The following is a 22,490-nucleotide window of genomic DNA, read 5'->3' on the forward strand; positions in this document are numbered from 1 at the left end:
ATCTTCCTTCGGCAACTGAGCGGCGGCGGTAAAGTATTGACATCTCGCGATGTCCGCAGTTGACTGCCGAGCAATCGATTTCCCGCGGTTCCGCCGGCCATCCTGGAGGGACATCCATGAAGCCCCACGTACGCCGCTGGCTGGCTCTGGCCGCGGCGCTGGCGAGCATGATCCCCCCGTCGGCGGCGCACGCCGCCGAGCCCGCCCCGGCCCCGCGCGGTGCCGGGGCGCTCGCCGTGGCGGACGACAAGGGCCCGGTCGGCTGGGACGTGTACCGCCGGCTCGACCGGCTGCCCGAGCTGGCCGCCGGCAGCCGCATCCGGCAGTTCTCCAGCTTCGCCCGGGACGGCTCCAACGACGATGGCTTCGTCGGCACCTACTCGTGCCTGCGGCAGGCCGGCGGCTGCGTCATCGCCGAGGACCGCGGAGCCGGCGAGGTGCAGTCCATCTGGTTCACCCGCGACGACGGCAACGTCAGCGCCACCGGCTGGATCCGCATCGAGCTCGACGGCGTCACGGTGGTCGACACCGGCCTGCAACGCCTCGTCGACGGCGGCCTCGGCCACCCGTTCGTGTGGCCGCTGGTCACCAACGCCGACCAGACCTCCGGCGGGGTCACCGTCAAGGTCCCCATGCCCTACCGCGAGTCCATGCGGATCACCACGCAGTTCAATCCGCTCTTCCACCACGTCACCTACCGGACGTTCGCCGACGCGGTCGGGGTGCCCACGTTCGACCCGACCGACCCCGCCGCCGACGTGGTCGACAAGCTGCGCGCCGCCGGCCAGCGCGACCCGAAGCCCACCCAGCCCGGCGCGAGCACCACGACCGCCCGGGCCGACGTCCCGGCGGGCGGGCAGGCGACGCTCGCCACGCTCACCGGCCCCGGCGCGGTCACGGCGCTGCGGTTGCGGCTGCCCGACGCCGCCGCCACCGCGTCGACGCTGTCCGGCCTGCGGCTACGGATCGCCTTCGACGGGCGGGGCACGGTCGACAGCCCGGTGGGCGAGTTCTTCGGCGCCGGCCTGGGCGAGCGCTCCGTGCGCTCCCTGATGTTCGCCATGGACCCCGCGCCCGGCGGCTGGTACAGCGCCTGGTGGCCGATGCCGTTCCGCGCCACCGCCACCGTCTCGGTCGCCAACACCACCGGCGCACCCGTCACCGGCGTCCAGGCGGAGGTGACCACCGCGCCGGGCACCGCCTGGACCGGCGCCCTCGCCGCCGACGGCCCCGCCGGCTACTTCACCACCCGGTCCCGTCGGGCGGAAACGGTGGGGGGCAGCGACTGGACCGTCGCCGACCAGGCCGGCCGGGGGCGGTTCGTCGGCGTGTCGCAGACCGCCCGTGGGCACATCACCGGCGGGAACACCCGCAACTACCTGGAGGGCGACGAGCGCGTCCACGTCGACGGCTCGCCCACGCCGCAGATCCACGGCACCGGTACGGAGGACTTCTACGAGTCCGGGTGGTACTTCAACCGCGGCGAGTACAGCGGCGCCTTCACCGGCAACACCGCCCACCTGTTGCGCTCCGGCGGCTGCGCCGACGAGTGCGACGCCATGTACCGGCTGATGATCGGCGACGCGGTGCCGTACGTGACGGCGCTGCGCTTCGGCATCGAGCACGGCCCCGCCAACGACATGCCGGCCGAGTACGCCTCGACCGCCTTCCTCTACACCCAGCCGACCGTCGCCCTGCGCCGCACCGACACGCTGGTCACCGGCGACGCGGCCAGCCGCGCCGGGCACGCGTACGCCGACTCCGGGACGCAGTACCCGCTCACCGCCGGGTACGAGGGCGACGACGACAACGTCCCCGTCACCGGCCAGGTGCGTGCCACCGCCGGCGCCGTCAGCTTCCGGCTCGCCGTCGACCCCGCCAACCAGGGCGTACGGCTGCGCCGGCACGGCGACCAGGCCGGCGCGTACCAGGAGGCCGCCGTGTCGGTCGACGGCAGGCCGGCCGGGGTGTGGCGGCAACCGCTGGGCAACGACCGGCAGCGCTGGCTGGCCGACGAGTTCGTCCTCGCGGCCGCGCTGACCGCCGGGCGGTCGACGGTCACGGTCACCCTGACCCCGGCGGCCGGCGCCCCGGCGTGGACGGCGGCCCGCTACGAGGCCGACAGCATGGTCGCCCCGTTCCTCGACACCACCGCGCCGGGCGCGGTCACCGGGCTCGGCCTGGCCGCCGGCCGGGTGCACGCCCTCGGCCTGTCCTGGTCGGCGTCGCCGGACGACGTGGGCGTCGCCAGCTACCGGGTCTACGCCTCGCGCAACCCCGGCGTCGCGATCACCCCGGCCAACCTGGTCGGCACCACCCGGACGACCACCTTCCGGCACGGCCCGCTGCCGGCCGGACAGACCCGCCACTACCGGGTCGTCGCGGTCGACGGCGCTGGCAACAGCTCCGCGCCGTCGGCCGAGGTGTCGGCGACCACCCGCACCCGCAACACCAGCGACGCCAACGGCGACCGCCGCGACGACGCCATCGCGTTCACCCGCGGCGCCGCCGCCGACGTGACCACGTCCCTGTCGGACGGCACCAGGTTCGTGCCGGACGCCCGGAGGTGGAACGACTACTTCGCCGTCGGCCAGGAGATCCCGTTCACCGGCGACGTCGACGGCGACGGGCGGGCCGACATCGTCACCTTCACCCGCGGCGACAGCGCCGACGTCTACGTGGGGCTCTCCACCGGCACGACCTACGCCGCCGGGGCCAAGTGGCACGACTTCTTCGCCACCGGCACGGAGATCCCCGCGGTCGGCGACGTGAACGGCGACGGGCGCGCGGACATCATCACCTTCACCCGGGGCGCGGCCGGGGACGTGTACGTGGCGCTGTCGACCGGCAGCGGCTTCGGTCCCGGCGTCAAGTGGCACGACCACTTCGCGCTCGGCGACGAGCTGCCGGCGGTGGGCGACGTCGACGGCGACGGGCGCGACGACGTCGTGACCTTCACCCGGGGCGCCACCGCCGACGCCTTCGTCTCCCTCTCCGACGGGACCCGGTTCGTCGAGGACGGCTGGAAGTGGCACGACTCGGTCGCGCCCGGCGATCAGCTGCCGGCGCTGGGCGACGTCGACGGCGACGGGCGCGACGACGTCGTGACGTTCGCCCGGGGCACCACCGGCGACGTCTTCGTGGCGCTCTCCGACGGCACCCGGTTCGTCCCGCAGGCCGCCAGGTGGCACGACTGGTTCGCGGTGGGCGACGAGCTGCCCGGCGTGGGCGACTTCAACGGCGACGGAAGGGCGGACCTGGTGACGTACACCCGGGGCACCAGAGCGGACGTGTACGTGGCGCTGTCGACCGGCGGCGGCTTCGGCGCCGGTGTCCGGTGGCACGACCAGTTCGCCCCCGGCGCCGACCTGCCCCGCCCGAGCGTGTCGTGATGCGCGCGCCCCGGATGCTCGCGGTGCTCCTGCTCGGCGCCGCGCTGGTGGGCGTCCCGGCCGCGCCGGCCGCCGCCGAGGAGGTCGTACGGGCGGAGGCGGAGTCGCTGACGGTGCTCTCGTCCACCGCCCCGGTCGAGGCGCAGGCCAACTGCTGCGGGGTCGCCTGGTCGGCCGGCCGCCAGCTGTGGCTGCGCGCCGCCCGGGCGGGGGACTCGGTCACCGTGTCGCTGCCGCCGGTGCCGGCCGGGCAGTACGACATCGGCGGCGTGCTGACCCGCGCCGCCGACTACGGCACCCTGCGCTTCGCCGTCGACGGGGTGGCCGTCGGTCAGCTCTTCGACGGCTACGCCCCCACCGTGCGGCGCGTCGAGGCGGTGCCGCTGGGATCGGCCTCGCTCACCGCCGGCAGCCACCGGCTGACGGTGACGGTGACCGGCCGGTCCGCGTCCTCGACCGGGTTCTTCGCCGGCCTGGACACGGTCACCCTGCGCCGCGTCGGCCCGCTGGCGGCGGTCACCACCACGGCGTACGAGACGGTGGCCGAGACGCCGGCGCGCGGGCCGCTGACCCGGGTCTACGACCCGGGCGCGGGGGAGCCGACGGCCTGGTACTACAACGACCACACGATCGTGCGCGACCAGCGGACCGGGCTCTGGCACGCCTTCGCCATCGCCCACGCGGAGCCGGGCGCGCCGCAGGACGAGAAGAGCTTCGGGCACGCCACGGCGCCCACGCCCACCGGGCCGTGGACGAAGCAACCACCGGCGCTGACGGCCGACCCGGCGAGGGGCGAGCAGTGGATCTGGGCGCCCCACGTCGTCTACGACCAGGGCGTCTACCACATGTTCTACGCGGCCGGCAGCCCCGACTACGCGAACTACCGGATGCACCTGGCCACCTCGACCGACCTGTTCACCTGGACCCGCAGCCCGGCCAACCCGCTGTTCACCGACGGCTGGGAGGGGCGCGACCCGATGGTGACCCGGGTCGGCGACCGGTGGGTCATGTACTACACGGCGACCTCCCACCCGCAGGGCGGCAACCACGTGGTCGCCTACCGCACGAGCACCGACCTGCGGACCTGGAGCGGCCGGGGCGTCGCGTACGCCTCGCCGCACACCGGGCGGGCAGCCGGGCAGACGGAGTCGCCGTTCGTGGTGCGCCGGGGGGACTGGTGGTACCTCTTCGTCTGCTGCGACGGCACCGACTACGGCGCGGCGTACCGGCGCACCGCCGTCTACCGCAGCCGGGACCCGCTGCGCTTCGAGGGGGCGGAGAAGGTGACCGTGCTCGACGCGCACGCCGCGGAGATCGTGGTGGACGGGGGGAACTGGTACCTGAGCCACGCCGGCTGGGGCCAGGGCGGGCTGTGGCTCGCCCCGCTGACCTGGTCCACCCAGGTCGTCGCCCGGGGCTACCAGGTGAGCACCGGCTTCCTGCGCGCCGACGTGCGCACCTGGCCGCACACCCGCATCGCGTCGCTGGCGGTCGACCCGGCCGGCGGCGGGGCGTACCGGCCGGCGCTGGACTCGTCGCACCGGGGGACGGGGCCCTACCTGGCGGTCGGGCGCTTCGACGTCACGGACCGGGCGGGCCCGCCGGCGCGGGTGGACGTCTCCGCCGACGGTTCCCGGCTCAACCTGGTCGGCATGCGCATGGGCGACGAGCCGGTCACCGCCGACTGGCTGCTGACGGTGGCGCCGCGCTGGACCGGGCCGGCGCTACAGAGCGACGTCACCTGGTCGGTGACCGGCCCGACCACCGCGCCGGTGTGGGAGGTGGCGTTCAACGTCGACGGCGCCCTGCCCGCGGTCGGCGACCCCGCCGTCGCGGCCCGCCCGACCGGGGACGTGAGCGGGATGCCGACCTGGTCGATGACCTCCGGCACGGACCTGTCCCTCGTGGCCGCGCACCGCTGGGCCTCGGCGTGGCGCGGCGACAACACCTGGTACGACGCCGGCCACGCGATGGCGGCCTGGCAGCCGCTCTGGCGCAACGGGGGCACGGCGTGGCCGCCGGGGTCGTACCCGGGCGGGACGTGGCGGTTCGCCGCCAGCGGGGTGGGGCGGGACACCTCGTTCGCCGAGACCGTCCACGCGGCGGTCAACGCCGTGCCGTGACCGGTCGCCCCGGTGCGGGTCGGCGGTGGCCCGGCCCGCACCGGCGGCCTTGACAGCATTTCGACGCTCCTCTATGTTTCGCCAGAAATCGATTTCCGATCTCTCCGGAGGCCCGCGTGAGCGACCAGGTGGTCGTCGCCATGTCCGGCATCACCAAGCGCTTCGGCGGCGTGCACGCCCTGCGCGGCGTCGACCTCACCCTGCGCGCCGGCGAGGTCCACGCCCTGCTCGGGGAGAACGGGGCCGGGAAGTCGACCCTGATCAACGTCCTGTCCGGCGTCGTCACCGACCACGACGGGGAGATCTCGATCGGCGGCCGGCCCGTACGCTTCGCCGGCCCGGCCGCCGCCCAGGCCGCCGGCATCGCCACGATCCACCAGGAACTCGACCTCGTGCCGGCGCTCTCCGTGGCCGAGAACCTCGTGCTCGGCCGGGAACCGCGCACCCGGCTGCGGACGCTCGACCGGCGGGCGATGACCCGCGCCGCCCACGACTGGTTGGGCCCGCTCGGCGCCGACCTCGATCCGCGCCGGCCCGTCGGCTCGCTGCGCGTCGGCGAGCAGCAGCTCGTCGAGATCGCCAAGGCGCTCTCCCTCGACGCCCGCGTGCTCATCATGGACGAACCGACCGCCGCGCTCGCCGACGCCGAGGTGCGGCGGCTGATGTCCACCATCCGCGCGCTGCGCGAGCGCGGCGTGGCCGTCGTCTACATCTCCCACCGGCTCGAGGAGATCGAGCAGATCGCCGACCGGGCCACCGTCCTGCGCAACGGCGAGGTGGCCGGCACGCTGCGCCCGGACCGCGCCGACCGGCAGCGGATCATCACCCTGATGGTCGGCCGACCGGCGGAGGCGCTGTTCGGCGCGGGCTCCGGCGGCGCCGGCGCGGCGAACCCCGCCGGGCCCGCCGTGCTGGAGGTCGACGACCTCGCCGTGCGGCCCCGGGGCACCCGGCCCGGACGCTGCGAACCCGCCGGCGTCAGCCTGACCGTCCGCGCCGGCGAGATCGTCGGCCTGGCCGGCCTGATGGGGGCGGGCCGCACCGAGCTGCTGGAGACCCTGTACGGCGCCGGCCCGCCCGGCCGCCGCACCGGCCTGGTCCGGCTGGCCGGCCGTCCGTACGCCCCGCGCGGCCCCCGGTCCGCGCTGCGCGCCGGCGTCGGCTTCGTCCCCGAGGACCGCCGCCGCTCCGCCCTGGTCCTCGAACACCCCGTCGGCCGCAGCATCGTGCTGGCCGCCCTGCGCCGGCTCAGCACCGCCGGAATCGTCCGCAACGGACGCGAGCGGGACGCGGTGCGCCGGCAGGTCGCCGCCCTGGCGATCAAGACGCCGTCGGCCGCCGCGCCGGTCGGGTCCCTCTCCGGCGGCAACCAGCAGAAGGTCGTCTTCGCCCGGCACCTGCTCACCCGCCCCCGCCTGCTGCTGCTCGACGAGCCGACCCGCGGCGTCGACGTCGGCGCCAAGGCGGAGATCTACCGGCTGCTGCGCCGGCTCGCCGACGACGGGATGGGCATCCTGCTCGCCTCGTCGGAACTGCCCGAGCTGACCGGCGTCTGCGACCGGATCGTGGTCCTGCGGCGCGGGCGGGCCGTCGCGGAACTGCCGGCCGACGGGTGCACCGGCGAGGACATCCTGACCGCGGCCATGGGCGGCGCGACCGCCGGAAGGGACGACCGATGACCCACCTGCGCGCACCGGACCAGGGGCCCGGCACGCCGCTCGTGCCGGCCGGCGGCGGCGCGGCGGCCGGCGCGGGCCGGTGGCGCCGACCCGGCGGCCGGGGCGACCTCGTCGAGCGGCTCTTCGCCGTGCAGAGCCTCTTCGCGCTGCTGCTGGTGTTCGTGCTGGCCATCGCCGTCTCGCCCCGCCGCGACGGCGAGATCCTGTTCCTGTCCACGGAGAACCTCGGCAACATCGTCCGCGCGGTGTCCGAGATCGGGATCATCGCGATCGGCATGACGTTCGTCGTCCTGCTCGGCGGCATCGACCTCTCCGTCGGCGCCATCCTCGGCCTCTCCGCCGTCGGCACCGCGACGCTGATGGTCGACTCCGGCCTCGGCATCCTGCCCGCGGTCACCGTCGTCCTGCTGATCGGCGCCCTCTTCGGCGCGTTGCAGGGCTACGCGACGGCCCGCCTCGGCATCCAGTCGTTCATCGTCACCCTCGCCGGCCTCCAGGTCGCGCGCGGCCTCGCCCGGATCTGGTCGGGCGGGCTCGGCGTCCCGATCGCCTACGGCGACGGGCCGCAGGAGGCGCCCCCGGCGTTCGAGATCCTCAACGGCACCGTCAACGGGGTGCTGCCCGTGCCGGCGGTGCTGTTCATCGGCATCGGCGTGGCCGCGATCGTCGTGCTGCGCAAGACCGCGTTCGCCCGCCACGTCTACGCCATCGGCGGCAACGAGAAGGCCGCCCGCCTCTCGGGCGTACCCGTGCTGCGGGTGAAGGTCGCGGTCTTCGCCGTCGCGGGCCTGCTCGCCGCGGTGGCCGGCATCATCCACGCGGGGCAGCTCAACCAGGGCAGCCCCAACGACGGCGCCGGCTACGAACTGGACGCCATTGCCGCGGTGGTCATCGGCGGCACCAGCCTGGCCGGGGGCACCGGCTCGATGGGCGGCACGCTCGCCGGGGCGCTGCTGCTCGGCATCCTCAACAACATCCTCGCGCTCAACAACATCGACGCCAACGTGCAGCTACTGATCAAGGGACTGGTGATCGTGGCCGCCGCCGGGCTGCAGAAGCTACGCCGCAGCATCGCCTGAACCGCCACCTGACAAGGAGCGTCATCATGCGCACCCGTACCGTCCTTCTCGCGCTGCTGTGCACCGGCGCGCTCGTCGCCTCCACCGCGTGCAGCGTGGAGAAGCCGTCCGACGGCGGCGACGCCGCCGCCGCGAAGTGCGGCGCCGGCAAGGACTTCCTGATCGGCATGTCGCAGGCCAACAACGCCGAGCCCTACCGGCAGGTCATGAACAACGACGTGCAGACGGCGGCGAAGGCCGTCGCCGGATTCAGCGTGGTGGTCTCCGACGCGGCGCAGGACAACAGCAAGCAGGTCGCCGACGTGGAGAACTTCCTCACCCAGAAGATCGACCTGCTGATCATCTCGCCGAACGAGGCCAAGCCGCTGACCGCCGTGGTGCGCAAGGCGTACGACCGGGGCGTCCCGGTCATCGTGCTGGACCGCAAGGTGGAGGGCGAGGCGTACACGGCCTTCATCGGCGGGGACAACGTCGCCATCGGCAGGGCCGCCGGCGAGTTCTACGCCACGACGCTGCTGCCCGCCGGCGGCAAGGTCATCGAGATCGCCGGGCTGCCCGGCTCCACGCCGGCGGCCGAGCGCGCCCGGGGCTTCCGGGAGGGCATCGCGGGCAACCCGAAGATCGAGGTCGTCGCCTCCCAGCCCGGGGACTGGCTGCGGGAGAAGGGCCAGTCGGTGGCCGACGCGCTGCTCAAGGCGCACCCCGACGCCGCCGCCGTCTACGCCCACAACGACCCGATGGCCGAGGGCGCGTACCTGGCCGCGAAGGCGGCCGGGTTGCACACGAGGGTGAAGTTCACCGGCATCGACGCGCTGCCGGTGCCGTCGGGCGGCATCAAGGCCGTCGAGCAGGGCCGGCTCGCCGCGACCTTCCAGTACGCCACGGGCGGCCGGGAGGCCGTCGACCTCGCCCGCCGGATCCTCGTCGACTGCGCCACGGACGTCCCGCGCAGCACCACGCTCGACACGATGCGGATCACCAGGGAGAACGCCGCCGAGACGTACGCGAAGCTCGGTGGCGTCGCCTGACCGCCGCGCGGCCCGGCCCGACGGCCGCGACCCGGACCCGCAGATCGGGGGGAACTGGCATGACGGTGGCCGCGGTGCTCGGAGTCGACATCGGCACGTCCAGCAGCAAGGGCGTCCTCGTCGACCTGACCGGGGGCGTGCTGCGCTCCCGCGTGCGGGAGCACCGGGTGGACCGGCCGCGACCCGGCTGGGTGGAGATGGACGGCCGCATCTGGTGGGAGGAGTTCGTCGCCCTCACCCGTGAGCTGCTCGCCCCCGGCGACGCCCACGTGGTGTCGGTCGGGGTCAGCGGCATGGGGCCGTGCGTGCTGCTCACCGACGCCGCCGGCACGCCCCTGCGGCCGGCCATCCTCTACGGCGTGGACACCCGGTCCACGCCGCAGATCGCCCGGCTCACCGAGCGCTTCGGCGCGGACGAGATCCTGCGCCGGTGCGGCTCGACGCTGTCGACCCAGGCGGCGGGGGCGAAGGTCGCCTGGGTCGCCGACGCCGAGCCGGAGCTGTTCTCCCGGGCCCGGCGGCTGTTCATGCCGAGTTCCTGGCTGGTCTTCAAGCTGACCGGGCGCTACCTGCTCGACCAGCACTCGGCCAGCCAGTGCACCCCGCTGTACGACACCCGGGCCCAGACCTGGTTCCGGCCCTGGGCCGACGAGATCGCCCCGAGGCTGGAGTTGCCCGAGCTGCGCTGGCCCGGCGACGTGGCCGGGACCGTCACCGTCGAGGCGGCCGAGGCGACCGGGCTGCCGCCCGGCACCCCGGTCGTGACCGGGACGATCGACGCCTGGTCGGAGGCGGTCAGCGTGGGCGCCCAGAACGTCGGCGATTTGATGCTCATGTACGGCACGACGATGTTCCTCGTGCACACGGTCCCGCACCGGCTGACCAGCCCGTCGCTCTGGGGCACGGTCGGGGCGCTGCCGGGCACCCGCAACCTGGCCGGCGGCATGGCGACCTCCGGGGCGATCACCGGGTGGCTGCGGGAGCTGTTCGACGCCGCCGACCACCCCGAACTCCTCCGCCTGGCCGAGCGGTCCGGGCCGGGCGCGCGGGGACTGCTCATGCTGCCGTTCTTCGCGGGCGAGCGGACCCCCATCCTCGATCCCGACGCCCGTGGCGTCATCGCCGGCCTGACGCTCTCCCACGGGCGCGGCGACATCTACCGCGCGGCGCTGGAGGCGACCGGGCTGGCGGTGCGCCACAACATCGAGACCATCGAGGCGGCCGGCGGCGACATCCGACGCGTCGTGGCGGTGGGCGGCGGCACCCGGGGCAGCCTCTGGACGCAGATCGTCTCGGACGTCACCGGCCGGGCCCAGCACATCCCGTCGGTCACCATCGGCGCCAGCTACGGCGCCGCGTTCCTCGCCGCCGGCGCGGTGCAGCGGGTCGACATCCACCGGTGGAACCCGATCCGGGAGGTCCGCGAGCCGCGCCCGGCGCTCGCCGTCGACTACGCGGAGCTGTACGGGCTGTACCGGCAGCTGTACGCCGGCTCGAAATCCGTCGCCCACGCGTTGGCCGCCCGGCAGACGCGCCTCGCGACCCCGCCCCAGCCAGGTACCGACGAGCCAGTGGAGGAAGTCGACCCGTGAGCAACTACACCATGCCGGTGCTGCTCGACCCGCCGGCCGCGGCCCCCCGGACGGTCTACACGGTCGCCAGCGGCGACCTGCGGCTCAGCGCGAACGTCGCCGGTTGGCCGACGCAGCGACGTCTGGAGGCGGACCTCGCCGCCGCGGTCACCGCCCTGGGCTGGCACACCCAGCGGGCCCACCCGGTGGACGCCGCGGCGGGCCACGGCTTCATCGACAGTCAGCGCGCCGGCATCGAGGTCTTCCAGCGGATCCCGGTCGACGCCCCGCTCGTCGTCGTGGAGGCGGTGTGGCAGTACAGCCATCACGTGCTGGCCGGGCTGCGCGCCCACCGTGGGCCGATCCTGCTCGTGGCGAACTGGAGCGGGCAGTTCCCCGGCCTGGTCGGCCTGCTGAACCTCGCCGGCAGCCTCACCAAGGCGGGCGTGCGCTACTCGGCGCTGTGGAGCGAGGACTTCACCGACGAGTGGGCCCGCGACGGGCTGAAGGCCTGGCTGGAGACCGGCGAGGTGGTCCACGACGAGAGCCACGTGCGCGACCTGCCGCCGTTGCCGGCCGACGCCGAGGTCGAGCTCGGCGTGGCGCTGGCCCGCCAGCTGCGGCGCCGGCCGGCCGTCATCGGCGTCTTCGACGAGGGCTGCATGGGCATGTACAACGCCATCATCGACGACGAGCTGCTCAACCCGCTCGGCGTCTTCAAGGAGCGGCTGTCGCAGAGCGCGCTGGTCGCGGAGATGGCGCGGGTGCCCGACGAGGAGGCGCAGGCGGTGCGGGCGTGGCTCGACGCCGCCGGGATGACCTTCCACACCGGCACGGACGAGGCCACCGAACTGACGGACGCCCAGCTGCTCAGCCAGTTCAAGATGTACATCGCCGCGCTGCGCATCGCCGACGACTTCGGCCTGGACGCGGTCGGCATCCAGTACCAGCAGGGGCTCAAGGACACCGTCCCGGCGAGCGACCTGGCCGAAGGGCTGCTCAACGACGTGCGACGACCGCCGGTCACCAGCCGCGACGGCTCGCGCGAGCTCTATCCGGGACAGGCCCTGCCGCACTTCAACGAGGTCGACGAGGGCGTCGCGGTGGACTCGCTGGTCACCAACCGGATCTGGACCGCGATGGGGATGGACCCGGCCACCACCCTGCACGACATCCGCTGGGGGGAGCGGTACGGGCCGGACTTCGTCTGGGTGTTCGAGATCTCCGGCTCGGTCCCCGCGTCCCACAACGGCGGCTACGACCGGTCGTACAGTATGCGGCAGCCGCCGATGTACTTCCCGCTGGGCGGGGGCACCCTCAGCGGGGTCTCCCGGCCGGGCGAGATCGTCTGGTCGCGGATCTTCGTCATGGACGGGGCGCTGCACGCCGACCTGGGCCGGGGCACCGTGGTGGAGCTGCCGGCCGCCGAGACGCGGCGCCGGCTGCGGGCCACCACCCCGCAGTGGCCGATCATGCACGCCGTGCTGCACGGCGTCGGCCGGGACCAGCTGATGGCCCGGCACAAGGCCAACCACGTCAACGTGGTCTACGCCGACGACGCCGACGCCGCCGACCGTGCCCTGCGGGTCAAGGCCGCGATGCTCGACGCGCTCGGGGTGCGGGTGCACCTGTGCGGTGCCGTGGCGCTGTGATCCCGGGCAGGCGTCGCCGACGCCGGCTCACCGGGCCCGGGCGGGCCCGCCCCGGCCGTCCGCGCGCTGCCCGTTCTGCCGGGGCAGGGACCGGACCGAACTCTCGCGGACCCGCAGGGTCGTGCGCAGGGTGACCGTCGAGGATGCCTTCGCGGGATTGGCGATCCGCTCGGTGAGCAGCGACGCCGCGGCCCGCCCCAGGTCGTACGTGGGCTGCGCGACGGTGCTCAGCGAGGGCCGTACCAGGTGGGCCCAGGGGATGTCGTCGAACCCGACCACGCCGCACCGGCTGGGCACGGCGACACCCCTGTCGACCAGGCACTCCACCGCGCCCACCGTCATCAGGTTGTTGGTGACGAAGACCGCGTCCGGTGGCTCGGCCGCGCTCAGCAGGGACGCCATGGCCTGGTAGCCGCCACCCTCCCGGAAGTCGGCGTACCGGACCATGTCCTCCGGCGCGGTGCGGCCGGACGCGCGCAGGGCCTGCTGGTATCCGCGTAGCCGCTGCACGGCGGTGGAGATCCGCCGCGGTCCGGTGATGCAGGCGATCCGGCGGTAGCCGTTGTCGATCAGGTGGGCGGTGGCCGTCCCGGCCCCGTGGACGTTGTCGACGAGCACGGTGTCGACGGCCACGCCGTGGGGCTGCCGGTCGATGGCCACGACCGGCATCCCGGCCTCGGTCAGCCGGTTGATCAGGGCCGGTCGCCCCGACGGCGAGATGATCACGCCGGCCATCCGCTCGGCCAGGGCCGCGGTCACGTAGCGGGTTTCCTTTTCGGGATCCTCGTCGCCGTTGCAGAGCACCACGGAGAAGCCCGCCTCCTGCGCCACGTCCTCGATGCCGCGCACCAGCGACGTGAAGAACGGGTTGCCGATGTCGGAGATGATCACTGCCCAGAGGCTGGTGCGCTGCCGGCGCAGGCTGCGGGCCACCGCGTTGGGCCGGTAGTCCAGGTCGAGCATCGCCTGGCGTACCCGCGCCGCCAGGTCCGGGTCCACCGACGAGTGCCCGTTGAGCACCCTGGACACCGTCGACGCCGAGACCTCGGCCATCCGAGCCACGTCATAGATGGTCGTCATGCGGTCGTCCCCTGTCGGTGTCTCGCGCCCAGTCCCGCACCGGACCCGGGATGCGACCGCACGGGCACCACCGTCCGTTGCGGCCCACCATCCGTCAGTGGTCGGCCCTGAGATCCTAACCGGCAGGGAATCGATTTCTTGTGGACGTCCTGGCCGCGCGACGGGTGGGGCGCCCCGCCGCCCCACCCGTCGCGCGCCGCTTCGGCGGTGCCGGCGTCAGCCGCAGGAGGCGTCGCGGCAGGTCACCTCGACCTCGTACAGCCGGGCCTGCCTGTCCCGGCTGGCGAGGACGTCGAGGCGGACCGCGCTCGCGCGGACCGGCGCGAAGCTGTGCGTGGTGACCTGGGTCGTGTTTCCGGTGACCTCGGCGAGCACCTGCCAGGCCCCGTCGACCAGGCCGGAGATCCGGTACGAGGTCAGCTCGTACCCGCCGTACTGGTGCAGCCGCACGGTGTCGACCAGCTCCGTACCGGCGAACCGGACCTGTAGCCAGTGGCTGTCGGCCGGCTCGGTGATCCAGCGGCTACCGGAGCTGACCCGGTTGCCGTCGATCACGTGCGACGGCACGTACTGCCGCCACCAGCCCGAGGCGGTGGCCTCGGCGCCCGCGGAGGCCAGGGCCACGTTGCGCCACACGGCGGCGACGGTCGTGGTGGCGCTCGCGGTGAACTGGCGGGGCTGCTCCGGCCGCGTGCCGTGCGGGGCGTCGACCGTGACGGTGGCGCTCTGCTCCGCCGCGAGCTTGCGGACCCCCACGGTCAACGGGACCTCGACGACCGCGAACGGCGCGAGCCGCACCTCGGTCGGCGCCGGGGCGACCCACCCCTCGGGGACGACGGCGCCGAGCTGCGCCGTCACCGGGGTGCCGACGTCGTTGCGCAGCACGGCGGTGATCCGGGTGTCCACGTCCGAGTCCGGCCGGACCGTGGTCCGCAGGGGCAGGGCCGAGACGGTGAGCAGCGCACGGCGGTCGGCGGGGGCCGTGCTCAGCGCGAGCGTGGGGAAGGCCTCCAGCTCCTGGTAGCGCGGCCAGGCCAGGGTCATCTGCCAGGACTCCAGCCGGTGCACGACCGCGGTCACCTCGTGCCGGCCGTCGTTGCCCGCGCGGACCGGGGTGCCGGCGAACTCGTCGGCGAAGAGCTGGTCGGCCAGCGCCCTGGTCCGCTGCACCGCGAGCTGGTTGGCGCCGTCGAACACCTTCGTCATGTACTGCGGGTCGTCGCCGTTGTCCCGGGCGTACGCCTGGACCTGGCTGAGCACCTGGTTGCGGTAGACGTGGGTGTGGGCCAGCTCCTGCAGCGTCAATTCGACGTGCGCGGTGGCGGCACGGAGCAGGATCGCCTCGCGCGCCTTCTGGAAGGGGATGCCGTTCGCCTCGCCCGGGAAGCCCGGCAGGCGTCCGGTCCGGCTGGCCTGCAGCAGCGCCGCGCGGACCACCGACTGGGAGATCGACAGGCCGATGTTCCAGCCGGACCACCCGGCCAGTTCGCCGAAGCGGACCCGGGGGGCGAGCAGCGCACGTAGCTCGCCGTCCACCTTTCCGGCCAGCGCGTCGTCGCCGACCGCGACGAGCCGGCCCCGGGCCACCGCGTCGTGGATCCGGTCGGCGAAGGGTTCCAGGCTTCCGCCCCCGGCGGTGTTCGCCATCAGCAGGACGTCGGCGTCGGGAGCGTCCGAGGGGCGGGCGCCGAGGGTACGCACGTACTCGTCGACCAGGGTCGCGTAGGGGACGTCCTGGTAGGGCGCCACCCACGTCTCGCCGGGGGTGCGGGACCACTCGACGTCGACCGTCGGGGCGGCGCCGAGCCGTTCGGTGACGTGCCTGGCCACCAGCAGCGCGCCGAGGATGTCCGCGCCCGGGTAGATCCTGACCCGGTCCTGGACCCCGAGTTTCGCCGCGAGCGCCGCCAGGGCCGCCTTCTCCAGGCGGTGCGGGCCGTGCTCGGTGGCGTCGTCCTGGCCGAGGATCAGGTAGTCGATGGTGCCGTCGGCGACCCGCTGGATCATGTCCCGGTTGATCTGGTGGTCCCGGGCCCGGGCGCAGAGGAAGTCCGCCTTGATCTCCTCGGGGATCTCGCTGGCGACCTGCTCGTACTCGGCCCGGCGCTCCTCCTGGCCGAGGTTCTCCACCTGGTCCATCAGGATGGCCCAGCGCCGGATCGGACCGGAGTGGATGCCGGGGTAGCTGCTGGTCGGCTCGATGGTGAGGCGCATGATCACGTCGAACGCGTACAGGGGTTTGTCGGGGTTGCTCCGCTTCACCTCGTCGAGCACGGAGAGCCGCCGCCGGGCGTCGGCCAGGCTGGTCTGGCAGGTCCGGGAGGCGACCAGGCCGCCGTAGGCGAGCATCGGGGCCGCGACGACCGAGCCGTCCGCGTCGGCGGCGGCCTTGCGCCACCAGTCGCCGACCGCGTCGGCTTGGCCGTAGGTGAAGTACTCGCCGAGCAGGTCCTTCGGGGGTGTCAGCGCCTCGTGCCCGCCGGCCTCGGCGACCGCCACCGGCGTGTGCGCGGTGAACGGCCGGTCGTCCAGCGGTACGACGGCGAGCCGGCCCAGGTCGGTCGGCGCCGCGGCGGCTGCGGCCGGGGTGCCCGGCGGGGCGACCGCGAGGGTGAGGGTCACCGCGGTCGTGGTGATGAGGCTGAGGACGCGGGATGTCAGTCGTCTGTCGCGACGCATCGGTTCACTTTCGTCGTGGTGGTGGTGCACGGGGTCGTCGGTCGCGCTCGGTGGCGCCGTCACCGGGTGCCGGCGTATCCGACCGCCTTGAGGATGCCGAGGCCGTTGTGGGCGACGGGGAGGGTGCCCCGGGTGCCCTTGCACAGGTGTTCGGTGGTGTCGCTGTCGCCGTCGAGGTCGTCGGCGTCCCGGGCGGGCAGGAACATCGCGGCCAGCGAACGGTCGAGCAGGGCGTAGAGCGCGTCCTGCCGGTCCGCCTGCTGCAACCGTTGGTAGCCCGCGGCGAACTTGGCGGGCACCACCTGCTTGCGCAGCTCGGCGAGGATGCCGAAGCCGACGATGTCGTAGTACTTCGCCTCGGCGTTCTCGTCGGGCGGGGTGAGGCGGAAGAAGCCACCGAAGGACAGGTGCGGGTCGTAGTCCCGCGCGTCGCCCGACGGGGTCGGGCCCTGGTTGTCCGGCGGGTAGTACGGGTCCACGGCGCCGGCCGCGGCGTCGTCGACGCAGTCGAGCGGGTCGCTGGCCGAGGCCGTGTGCCAGCCCGGGAGGCTGGTGTACGTGGTGTAGAGGGTCGTCACGGCGGCAGCCGCGGCACTGGCGCCGTGGAGCTGGCGCTCGTGGTCGTAGAGTCCGGCCAGCCCGTACTCGACCATGTCGGTGCCCAGGGTCCCGCCGGCGATCTGGCCGTTGCTGTAGGCGCAGGAGCCCTTGCGGTGCCACCGGTTGTCGCGGCAGTCGGCGCTGTATGCGCTCTGCGCGACCACCCGGTTCTGGCTGGTGGCGGGGGAGGCGAAGTCGAAGGTGTACCAGTCCGCGCCGAGTTGGAGTCCCGTGCCGAGGAACTGCCGGGCGGTGGCGGCCGACTGACCGTACCGGTCGTCCGGCGGCGCCACGGCCGTCTCCAGCCGTTGCAGGAACGCGATCGCGGTGAGGTTCCAGGTGGACATCGTCGAGTAGAGGTTGCTCCAGCTGGAGATCTGGTCGACGTAGCCGCCCGGCGGGGTGGTGGGCTGGCCGAGTCCGTCGACGAACGGATGCACGCCGTAGGCCTGGTAGTAGGCGCGGGGGTCCTGCATGCGCAGCAGGAACTCGCCGATGCCGGTGGCGGCGTCGAGGTAGGCGGCGGTGCCGGTCGCCTCGTGGGCGGCCAGCAGCGCCTCCCCGCACGCCGCGTTGCCGAACGAGGTGAAGTAGCGGATCTGGCCGTCCGGGGTGCTCGCGACCGCGTCGTCGAAGATCTTCGGCGCGTTTGGGTCCTTGGGCAGCCGGTGGGCGAGCACCGCGCCGGCGAACTCGTCGACGAGCCCGGTCTCCACGCTGGACAGCGACCGCTGCTCGTACGCCGCCCGCTGGTCGAGATAGACCGAGATGAACTGCAACGAGGTGCAGGCGGCGGTGCTCTGCCGCGGCCCGCCGACGGTGCACGGACTCGCCGCGGTGCACGCCCGGCCGGCGATCACGAGCTGGTCGCCGTGGACGTGTTCGATGTCCCGGCGCAACCCGTTGCGGACCCCGTCGTACGACGCCACGAGCCAGTCGAAGTAGCTGTCGACGAGGGGGACGGGAGTGGCGGCGGCGGCCGGAGCGGTCGGGACCGGCAGCGCGACGCCGACGAGGAGCGCGGCCAGCAGCGCGCCCGCCCGCGCCCTCACCGTGACCCCCCGTCCGGGGTCAGGACGATCCGGGGCTCGGCGGCGATCTCGCCGGTGCGGTTCCACGGCAGGTGGAGGTGCCAGGCGTCGAGCCGGTCCACGCGGGCCGTCACCGACGCCCGGCCGTCGCTGCCCAGGGCGAGCGTGGCCCCGGCGAACTCGTCGGCGAACAGCTTCTCCGCGTGCGGGGTGGTGTTGTCGACCGCGTACGCGTTGATCTCCGGGAAGTGGGTGGCGATGTTCTGCGGGTCCGGCTCGCCCAGCGCGGAGGCGTAGGCGGTGGTGGCCGTGCGGACGTTGTTGCGGTACGAATCGGTCTGTACCAGTTCCGAGACGGACAGTTCGATGCTGGCTCGGGCCGCGTCGTGCAGGAGGGCCCGCCGTGCGGCCAGGACCGGCTCGCCGACGGCGCCGGGCGCGCCGGGCGGCAGGTCACCGCGGACCGAGCGTTGCCGCAGCGCCCAGCGGGACGTCGCCTGGGCGAGGCTGATCCCGACGTTCCAGCCGGAGTAGCCGGCCAGCTCGACGTACCGGATCCGGCCGTTGAGCAGGAACAGCAGGCGCCGGTCGGAGTGCCCGGCGATCGCGTCGTCGCCCAGGGCCACGGGGCGTCCGGCCCGGACGTGGGCGACCAGGCGGTCGGCGAACGGCGCCACCGACGCGGAACTGCCACCCGTGTTGGCCATCAGGACCAGGTCGGCCTGCTCCGGCCGGTCCACGACCGTCCCGCCGAGGATGTGGACGTAGCCCTGGACGAGTTGGGCGTACGGGATGTTCTGGTATGGCGCGGTCCACGCCTCGCCCGGCACCCGGGAGTACTCGATGCTCACCCGGGGTCGCACGTCGGCGTCCCGGACCGCGATCTTGGCGATGAGCAGGGCGGCCACCACGTCGGCACCCGGGTAGATCACCACCCGGTCGCCGACGCCCAGCTCGGTGATGCGGGCGGCGAGTGCCTGGGACTCGGGTCGGTGCAGGCCGTGGCCGGTGGCGTCGTCCTGGCCCACCACGAGGAAGTCGAAGATCCCTTCGGCCGCCCATTCGATCATCGTCAGGTTGAGCCGGTGGTTGCGCGCCCGGGTGGCCAGGTAGTCGTCGCGCACGTCGGCCGGGATCTGGGACTCCAGCGCGTCGAGTTGCGGGCGCTTCTCCTCCATCGCGAGGTTGTCGACCTCGTCCTTCACGGTGGCCCACGCCCGCAGCTCGTTGCGCCACGGCCCCTCGGGGGTGAGCCGCATGATGGTGTCGAAGGCGTAGAGCCGCCGGTGCGGGCGGCGCCGTCGGACGGCCCGCACCGCCGCCAGCCGGGCGGACGCCTCGGCCTCCGGCACCGAGCTGTTGCGGGAGTTGAGCAGTCCACCGTAGGCGAGCATCGGCAGGGCGACGACCAGCGCGTCCGCCTGGGTGGTGGACGAGGTGAGCCACCGGCCGACGGCGCGGCCGTCGCCGGGGGTGAAGTGCCGCCCCAGGGTCTTCCGGGGCGGCAGCACGGTGTCGTAGCCGGCGCCGGTGGCGATCTGTTGCGGGGCGTACCAGGTGTAGGGCCGGTCGTCGAGCGGGACCAGGGCGATCGTGCCGAGCCGGGGGGTCGCCGGCCGGGCGTGCGCCGGGGACGCGAGGGCGGTGAGGCCGGCGCCGGTGAGGCCGGTGAGGCCGGCGCCGGTGAGGCCGGCTGCCCGGAGAAGGCCGCGGCGGGACAGGGCGTGATCAGGCATGTCGGCTCCTTGCGTTGCCGGGGGATGCGCTGAGTCTTGGATCAACAGGAACCCCGGGTCAAGACCGCGGGAGCCTGTAATACGTATTACTGCCTCCGGCCGCCCTTGACACCGGTTCCGCGGGCCGGGCAGCATCCACGGCGACAATCCTCGATACGCGACGCTTGAGAAGGTGGCCGATATCCGTGTCCGCAGGGCGGGGCAGGCTGACGCAGCACGAGATCGCGCGGATGGCCGGAGTCAGCCAGACGACCGTGTCACTCGTGCTCAACGACCGTTGTGAGGCGGCCTGGCGGATCGCCCCGGAGACCCGGGAACGGGTGCTGCGCGTCATCCGCGAGACGGGTTACGTCGCCGACCCGCTCGCCCGGCGGCTGCTGCAACAGCACAACCAGATCCTCGGCGTGTTCACCTACGAGTCGGTGTTCCCGAGCACCAGCGCCAACTTCTACCACCCGTTCCTGTCCGGCATCGAGGCGTGCGCGGAGAGCATCGGGTGCGACCTGCTGCTGTTCACCAGCGCCCCCGTGAGCGGCGGCAGCCGGCGGATCTTCCACGACAACAACCGCATCCGGCTCGCCGACGGATGCGTGCTGCTCGGTCGGGAGATTCCCCGCGACGAGCTGGCCCGGATGGTCGCCGGCGACATGCCCTTCGTGTCCGTCGGTCGACGCGACGACGCCCACCTACCCTCCGGTGAGGGCGGTCCGGTGCCCTACGTCGGCGCGGACTACGCCCAGGCCACCGCCACCCTCGTCCGCCGCGCCGTCGACCTCGGACACCGGGTGCTGGCGTACGTCGGCGCCGGTGCCGGCGCCGAGTCCGCCACCGACCGGCTCGCCGGCTTCACCGCCGCGGTCCGGGAGACCGGAGTGGACGGTCGACACGAGCCGGTCGGCGGCAGGACCTCGGCGGAGTTGCTCGACGCGCTGCGCTCGGCCGGGGTCACCGCCGTCTTCTGCGAGGAGCTGGTCGAGGCGGCGGCGGTGGCCGAGGCGGCGCGGGCCCGGGGCCTGTCCGTGCCCGGTGACCTGTCCCTGGTGGCCCTCGGCGATCCCACCCGCCAGGCCGAGACCGACCTCGACTTCACCGGCTTCCACATCGCCCGCAGGGAGATGGGCTGGCAGGCCATCGAGGTGCTCGACGACATCCTGCACGGCCGCGGCAGCGACCACCAGCGCCTGCTGCCCTGCCAACTCGTCGAGGGCGAGACCCTGGCCTCCCCGAGCCCGGCGACCGGTCGTGCCTGACCACGGCAGCGCGCCGGGGGAGGAGGCGCCGGGCAGCGCGGACGACCTGTCGAGGGACACCGCCCGGACCATCGGGCTGGCGAGCCGGATCCTGCTCGCCTACTTCGACGACGACATGGGCCAGGTCGCGGCGCTGGTCAACCCCCGGCCGCAGGAGGCGGTCGAGGCGCTGATCGTCCTGGCGCAGTCGGCGATGGTGCGGGCCACCGGCGGGCCGGCCGAGGCGATGGCCACGCTGCGCGAGTTCGCCGTACGGGCCGAGATCGAGCTGGGCGAGAACTACCCGGACCGACGGCGTTGACGCGGCAGGCGTCAGGTCACGCCCGGGTGATCCGTACCGCGTCGGCGACCACGTAGCCGCTGCCGCCGGTCCAGCGACTCACCCCGACCTTGTTGCCGTCGCCGGCCGCGAGCGTGAACACGCCGATCGACACCCACCGCCCGCCGTTGACGCGCTGGTCGACCGAGACCGTCTGGTTGCCCGAGGCGGTGGCGACGAGGTAGGGCGTCTGGCTGTTGTAGCCGGGGTCGGCGGGGTACCAGACCGAGATCTCGTAGCTCCCCGTCTCCGGGACGTCCGCCCGGTACCAGGCGACGTCGCTGGCCGACGTGGGGCTCGCGAAGCGGTAGTCCGTGCCGTACCGGCTGCTGGAGTACGCCGACGTGCTCCAGTTGGTGCTCGCCGTGAACCGGCCGGACGTGGTGTTGTCGACGGTGGTGCTCCACTGCTGCGGGGGCGGCTGCTGGGCCGTGCTCACGTCCAGGTAGTTGCGGTCGATCTTCATCGTCACGCCACCCCAGGTCTCCGTCACGTCCCCGGCGTACTGGTGCAGGCGCTGGTGGTTCGCGTAGTAGGCGTCGGAGCAGTAGGAGCCGGCGTCGGTGTCGGCCACCCCGTTCCACCAGGCGATCCAGATCTGGTCCAGCCTGGTGTAGCTCGGGTTGTAATACTCCAGGCAGACGTCCCTGATGCCGGAGGACCCGCTGGAGTACATGCCGGCCAGGTAGCCGTGGGTGTGCAACCGCTCGACCCAGCCGGACAGGAACGACAGCACCGCGGCGCGACACGCCGTGGTCGTCGGGTAGTGCTCGATGTCGTTGTAGATGGTGCTGCCGGCGCCGATGCCCAGCGCCCGCGCGGCGTTGGCGGCGCTGTCGGCGGCGGTGCGGCCCTGCGACCGCGCCGTGTTGGGATCGCCGGACATCTTCGGCGCGCGGGTGCCGCAGGGCGCCTGGTAGCCGAGCTCGATGGGGATGAGCCGCCAACCGTTGGCGGTCTGGTTGCTGACCCAGGTCGCCGTCAGGTTGGGCTGCGCACAGGTCCGGCTGGCCCCGCTGATGTAGATGCCCACCGCTCGGTACGGCGAGCTGGCGCGCCACGCGTTCATCGCCGACTGCGACGGGGCGGCGCAGGTGTCGAAGCCCTTACCGACGAAGGTGCCGGGCTGCGGACCGACCGCCGACACCGCCACGGACTGCGGCTGTGGGGCCGGCGCCGGTTCCGCGACGGCCGCCGAGCCGAGCGTGATGGTGAGCCCCGCCGCGGTGGCGAGGCCCATCAGCCATGTGGTCGTCCTTCTCATCCCGGTC

Annotated in this window: 14 protein-coding genes; 9 read left to right on the forward strand and 5 right to left on the reverse strand. The window is 73.7% G+C overall.

From position 1 onward, the window contains the following. The first annotated feature begins 116 nt into the window (after positions 1-116). From AB0G08_RS06485 to AB0G08_RS06515, 7 genes are all read left to right on the forward strand, one after another. A complete protein-coding gene (locus AB0G08_RS06485) occupies positions 117-3,392 on the forward strand; it encodes a DUF2961 domain-containing protein (RefSeq protein ID WP_358084037.1) in 3,276 nt (1,091 codons plus the stop codon). Next, positions 3,392-5,515, forward strand: coding sequence for a family 43 glycosylhydrolase (locus tag AB0G08_RS06490; protein ID WP_358084040.1), 2,124 nt, complete (start codon positions 3,392-3,394; stop codon positions 5,513-5,515). The genes AB0G08_RS06485 and AB0G08_RS06490 overlap by 1 nt, the downstream gene beginning before the upstream one ends. 116 nt (positions 5,516-5,631) lie before the next feature. Beyond that, on the forward strand, positions 5,632-7,194 hold the full coding sequence (locus AB0G08_RS06495; RefSeq protein ID WP_358084043.1) for a sugar ABC transporter ATP-binding protein: 1,563 nt from the start codon (positions 5,632-5,634) through the stop codon (positions 7,192-7,194). Continuing rightward, positions 7,191-8,273, forward strand: coding sequence for an ABC transporter permease (locus AB0G08_RS06500; RefSeq protein ID WP_358084046.1), 1,083 nt, complete (start codon positions 7,191-7,193; stop codon positions 8,271-8,273). The genes AB0G08_RS06495 and AB0G08_RS06500 overlap by 4 nt, the downstream gene beginning before the upstream one ends. A 26-nt stretch (positions 8,274-8,299) precedes the next feature. Then, positions 8,300-9,301, forward strand: a complete 1,002-nt coding sequence (locus AB0G08_RS06505) for a substrate-binding domain-containing protein (RefSeq protein ID WP_358084049.1) — start codon at positions 8,300-8,302, stop codon at positions 9,299-9,301. A gap of 59 nt (positions 9,302-9,360) precedes the next feature. Continuing rightward, complete coding sequence (locus tag AB0G08_RS06510) at positions 9,361-10,893, forward strand: FGGY-family carbohydrate kinase (protein ID WP_358084052.1); 1,533 nt, start codon at positions 9,361-9,363, stop codon at positions 10,891-10,893. After that, positions 10,890-12,524, forward strand: coding sequence for a fucose isomerase (locus tag AB0G08_RS06515; RefSeq protein ID WP_358084055.1), 1,635 nt, complete (start codon positions 10,890-10,892; stop codon positions 12,522-12,524). The genes AB0G08_RS06510 and AB0G08_RS06515 overlap by 4 nt, the downstream gene beginning before the upstream one ends. 27 nt (positions 12,525-12,551) lie before the next feature. Here AB0G08_RS06515 and AB0G08_RS06520 read toward each other — a convergent pair whose 3' ends face one another. From AB0G08_RS06520 to AB0G08_RS06535, 4 genes are all read right to left on the reverse strand, one after another. Beyond that, the gene (locus AB0G08_RS06520; protein WP_358084058.1) at positions 12,552-13,604 is read right to left on the reverse strand and encodes a LacI family DNA-binding transcriptional regulator; all 1,053 of its coding nucleotides are present in this window, start codon (positions 13,602-13,604) and stop codon (positions 12,552-12,554) included. A gap of 216 nt (positions 13,605-13,820) precedes the next feature. Next, positions 13,821-16,283 (reverse strand): DUF4127 family protein, encoded by a 2,463-nt coding sequence (locus tag AB0G08_RS06525; protein ID WP_358084061.1) that lies wholly within the window; start codon positions 16,281-16,283, stop codon positions 13,821-13,823. 59 nt (positions 16,284-16,342) lie between these two features. Next, positions 16,343-17,935, reverse strand: a complete 1,593-nt coding sequence (locus AB0G08_RS06530; protein ID WP_358084064.1) for a hypothetical protein — start codon at positions 17,933-17,935, stop codon at positions 16,343-16,345. Further along, the gene (locus tag AB0G08_RS06535) at positions 17,932-19,650 is read right to left on the reverse strand and encodes a DUF4127 family protein (protein ID WP_358084067.1); all 1,719 of its coding nucleotides are present in this window, start codon (positions 19,648-19,650) and stop codon (positions 17,932-17,934) included. Before AB0G08_RS06535 ends, AB0G08_RS06530 begins: the two co-directional genes overlap by 4 nt. A 185-nt stretch (positions 19,651-19,835) precedes the next feature. On the opposite strand from AB0G08_RS06535, the gene AB0G08_RS06540 reads away from it, so the two are divergent. Together AB0G08_RS06540 and AB0G08_RS06545 are read left to right on the forward strand one after the other, a co-directional pair. Beyond that, on the forward strand, positions 19,836-20,900 hold the full coding sequence (locus AB0G08_RS06540) for a LacI family DNA-binding transcriptional regulator (RefSeq protein ID WP_358084070.1): 1,065 nt from the start codon (positions 19,836-19,838) through the stop codon (positions 20,898-20,900). Further along, positions 20,893-21,201 carry a hypothetical protein gene (locus tag AB0G08_RS06545; protein ID WP_358084073.1) on the forward strand — a complete coding sequence of 103 codons (309 nt, stop codon included), beginning with the start codon at positions 20,893-20,895 and terminating at the stop codon, positions 21,199-21,201. Before AB0G08_RS06540 ends, AB0G08_RS06545 begins: the two co-directional genes overlap by 8 nt. Positions 21,202-21,217: 16 nt before the next feature. Here AB0G08_RS06545 and AB0G08_RS06550 read toward each other — a convergent pair whose 3' ends face one another. Continuing rightward, positions 21,218-22,483 carry a glycoside hydrolase domain-containing protein gene (locus tag AB0G08_RS06550; protein WP_358084076.1) on the reverse strand — a complete coding sequence of 422 codons (1,266 nt, stop codon included), beginning with the start codon at positions 22,481-22,483 and terminating at the stop codon, positions 21,218-21,220. Positions 22,484-22,490 lie beyond the last annotated feature (7 nt).

Source organism: Micromonospora sp. NPDC023644, assembly GCF_040640115.1.
In the GTDB taxonomy this organism is placed as follows: Bacteria; Actinomycetota; Actinomycetes; order Mycobacteriales; family Micromonosporaceae; genus Micromonospora.

Bases quoted from the DNA above. Each gene is read 5' to 3' on its own strand.
- AB0G08_RS06485 (WP_358084037.1), top strand. From the start codon at position 117: ATGAAGCCCCACGTACGCCGCTGGCTGGCTCTGGCCGCGGCGCTGGCG.
- AB0G08_RS06490 (WP_358084040.1), top strand. From the start codon at position 3,392: ATGCGCGCGCCCCGGATGCTCGCGGTGCTCCTGCTCGGCGCCGCGCTG.
- AB0G08_RS06500 (WP_358084046.1), top strand. From the start codon at position 7,191: ATGACCCACCTGCGCGCACCGGACCAGGGGCCCGGCACGCCGCTCGTG.
- AB0G08_RS06505 (WP_358084049.1), top strand. From the start codon at position 8,300: ATGCGCACCCGTACCGTCCTTCTCGCGCTGCTGTGCACCGGCGCGCTC.
- AB0G08_RS06510 (WP_358084052.1), top strand. From the start codon at position 9,361: ATGACGGTGGCCGCGGTGCTCGGAGTCGACATCGGCACGTCCAGCAGC.
- AB0G08_RS06520 (WP_358084058.1), bottom strand. From the start codon at position 13,604: ATGACGACCATCTATGACGTGGCTCGGATGGCCGAGGTCTCGGCGTCG.
- AB0G08_RS06525 (WP_358084061.1), bottom strand. From the start codon at position 16,283: ATGCGTCGCGACAGACGACTGACATCCCGCGTCCTCAGCCTCATCACC.
- AB0G08_RS06535 (WP_358084067.1), bottom strand. From the start codon at position 19,650: ATGCCTGATCACGCCCTGTCCCGCCGCGGCCTTCTCCGGGCAGCCGGC.
- AB0G08_RS06550 (WP_358084076.1), bottom strand. From the start codon at position 22,483: ATGAGAAGGACGACCACATGGCTGATGGGCCTCGCCACCGCGGCGGGG.